This is a genomic window from Halomonas urmiana, assembly GCF_005780185.1.
GTDB classification, from domain to species: domain Bacteria; phylum Pseudomonadota; class Gammaproteobacteria; order Pseudomonadales; family Halomonadaceae; genus Halomonas; species Halomonas urmiana.
The window spans coordinates 1-2895 of record NZ_VBUI01000060.1 but is presented as its reverse complement, the minus strand read 5'-3'; the positions used below and the strand labels follow the sequence as shown (position 1 = coordinate 2895).

At 65.8% G+C, this 2895-nt stretch carries 2 protein-coding genes and 1 pseudogene; all 3 read left to right on the top strand.

The window, feature by feature from the left end; all coding sequences use genetic code 11:
• Nucleotides 1-111 (top strand): annotated as a pseudogene (locus FEI13_RS19570) (electron transfer flavoprotein subunit alpha/FixB family protein); the annotation flags it as partial.
• A gap of 275 nt (nt 112-386) precedes the next feature.
• A complete protein-coding gene (locus FEI13_RS18705; protein ID WP_138182999.1) occupies nt 387-1694 on the top strand; it encodes a DcaP family trimeric outer membrane transporter in 1308 nt (435 codons plus the stop codon).
• 101 nt (nt 1695-1795) lie between these two features.
• A complete protein-coding gene (locus FEI13_RS18700; protein ID WP_138182998.1) occupies nt 1796-2752 on the top strand; it encodes an NAD(P)H-dependent flavin oxidoreductase in 957 nt (318 codons plus the stop codon).
• The last annotated feature ends 143 nt before the right edge of the window (nt 2753-2895 follow it).

Genomic DNA, 2895 nt, shown 5'->3' with positions numbered 1-2895 from the left:
GTGATCGTCGCGATCAACAAGGACGAGGAGGCGCCGATCTTCCAGGTGGCCGACTATGGATTGGTTGGCGACCTGTTCGACGTCCTGCCGGAACTCGAGCAGAAGCTGTAGCGAAGATCGCTTCCAGGTCGCGCTCTCCATGGTTGGCGGCCTGGCGGGTTAGTGGGGGACCTGTTCGAGGTGCCGGGGGAGTTCGAGCAGCCCCTGTAACAGGCTTCCCTACAAACGAGCATGCGTCGTGACGGCGCAACGGCGGGGCATTAGCCCCGTGCCCTAGGCCCTTGCCCGTGCAAGGCAGTGGCCAATCAGTATAACGCCCTCTCTCACCTGGTGCCTGATGCGCCCCGGGCAGGGGAAGTGCGTGCCAAAAAACAATGAGGATCATCATGTTCAAGCCCGTAAGACAACTCACCACCGTCACCGCCCTCGGCGTATCGCTGATGCTGCCGCTGGGTGTCGCTCAGGCGCAGCCGACGGCCGCCGACATTGCCGCGCTCCAGGCACAGATCAATGAGCTGAAGAACCAGCAGGCCGAGATCGATGAGTTGAAGGCGCAGCATCAGCAGCAGCTCGATGCCTTGAAGTCACAGCAGCTGGCGCTCGAGGAGGGCGTGGCCGAGGTCAATGACACGGCCGTCACCCGGACCGAGAGCGGGGACCTGCAGATCGGCGAGACCACGCTCTCCATTGGGGGTTACATCAAGGGACAGGCCACGGTGTCCGACAATGGCTTCAGCGACGGCAAGGCCAGTGAGATCGTCTCGCCCGGTTCACTGCGCAGCGTGGATGAGGACCTGGGCAGCCGCACCAGCTTCAGTGCCCGCCAGAGCCGCTTGAATGTCGGCACCAGTACGCCGCTGGCCGGCGATACGCTGAAGACCTTCGTCGAGGTCGACTTCTACGGCGCCGACGACGAAGCCAACGAGTTCGTCAGCAACTCCTATGCACCGCGGCTGCGGCATGCCTACGGCAGCTGGGGCAACTGGCTGGCCGGCCAGACCTGGTCGACCTTCATGGACCTCAACGGCCTGGGCGAGGTCGATGCCTTCGGGCAACATGCCAGTGTGATCTTCGTGCGTCAGGCCCAGTTGCGCTATACCCAGCCGTTCGACGGTGGCAGTCTGCAGTTTGCCGTCGAGAACCCGGAAGATGGAGGGGATGACCAGTCGGTGCCGGACATGGTCGGACGCGTCAACTTCGACGGCGATTGGGGACATGCCTCGGTGGCCGCGCTGGCGCGCCGGCTGACGGTCGACGATGGCGTCGACGATGACAGCGAATGGGGCGATGCCTACAGCGTGACGGCGCGGCTGCCGACCTTTGGCAAGGATGATATCCGCCTGCAGGCCAACTACGGAAACCTGGGACGCTATATGGGCCTGCGCCCCTACCCGGACGCCAGCGTCAGCGAGGGCGAGATCGAGGGCGTCGATGCCTGGGGCGCCTCGGCGATCTATCGCCACTACTGGACCGACAGCCTGCGCACCTCCGTGGCCTACTCGCAGACCGGGCTGGATTCCGAGGGGTCGGGTGACATGACCGATAGCTATGATACGGCCTTCATCAACCTGATGTGGTCGCCGATGGCGAACACCACCTACGGTCTCGAGTTCCAGCACTTCGATCTCGAGGAAGTCGATGGCACCAGTTTCGACCTGAACCGTCTCCACCTCTCGGCCAGATACGACTTCTGATGCCCTCGCGGTGTCGCTTCGGCGGCACCGCTATCGCTTCATTCCGGTTCACCCTCATCCTGGCCCCGGTAGGCGGGGCCTTTCTCCAACCGGAGCACAGCATGCTGGATGTTCTCGAGGATTCCCTGTCCCTGCCGGTGATCGGCTCACCGATGTTCATCGTCTCGGGCCCGGAGCTCGTGCTGGCGCAGTGCCAGGCCGGCATCGTCGGCGCCTTCCCGGCCCTCAATGCACGCCCGGCTGGCGAGTTGGCGACCTGGCTGGAACGTATCACCACCGAGCTGGCGGCCTGTCGCCGGGCCGATCCCGAGTGTCGGGTGGCGCCCTTCGCAGTCAACCTGATCGTACACCCCAGCAACGACCGCCTGGAGCATGATCTCGCGCTCTGTGCCGAGTTCCGGGTGCCCATCGTGATCACCAGCCTGCACGCGCCCGACCGGGTGGTGGAGCGGGTCCATGCCTATGGCGGCCGGGTCCTGCATGACGTCACCACCTTGCGCCATGCGCGCAAGGCCGTGGCCTGCGGGGTCGATGGCCTGATCCTGGTCTGTCACGGGGCGGGAGGACACGCGGGCCGGTTGAGCCCCTTCGCCTTCGTCGCCGAGGTGCGTCGCTTCTTCGATGGCCCCCTGGTGCTGGCCGGGGCGATCACCCGGGGCGAGCATGTCCTGGCGGCGCAGGCCATGGGCGCTGATCTGGCCTATGTGGGGACCCGCTTCATCGCCACCCGCGAGGCCAATGCGGCGGACGACTACAAGCGGATGGTCGTCGACGCGGCCGCGGAGGACATCGTCTATACGAGCCTGTTCACCGGCGTCCACGGCAACTATCTGCGGGCCAGCATCGAACGTGCCGGTCTCGACCCGGAGGCCCTGCCCGAGGGCGACAAGTCGGCCATGCGCTATGGGTCCGCCGGTGGCAGCAAGCCGAAGGCCTGGCGGGACATCTGGGGCGCCGGGCAGGGCGTAGGGGCGATCGGTGATTGCCCCGGGGCCGGCGAGGTGATTGAGGAACTCGTCCGCGATTATCGGGCCGCCCGGCGGCGCCTGGCCGGCTAGTTTCCGCATCCTTTTCTCAGGGCACATCCCACCGATTTCGGTAGGATGTGCTGCTTCTTTGTCATCTCATCCTGCTCGGCGCTCGGCGCTCGGCGCTCGGCGCTCGGCGCTCGGCGCTCGGCGCTCGGCGCTCGGCGCTCGGC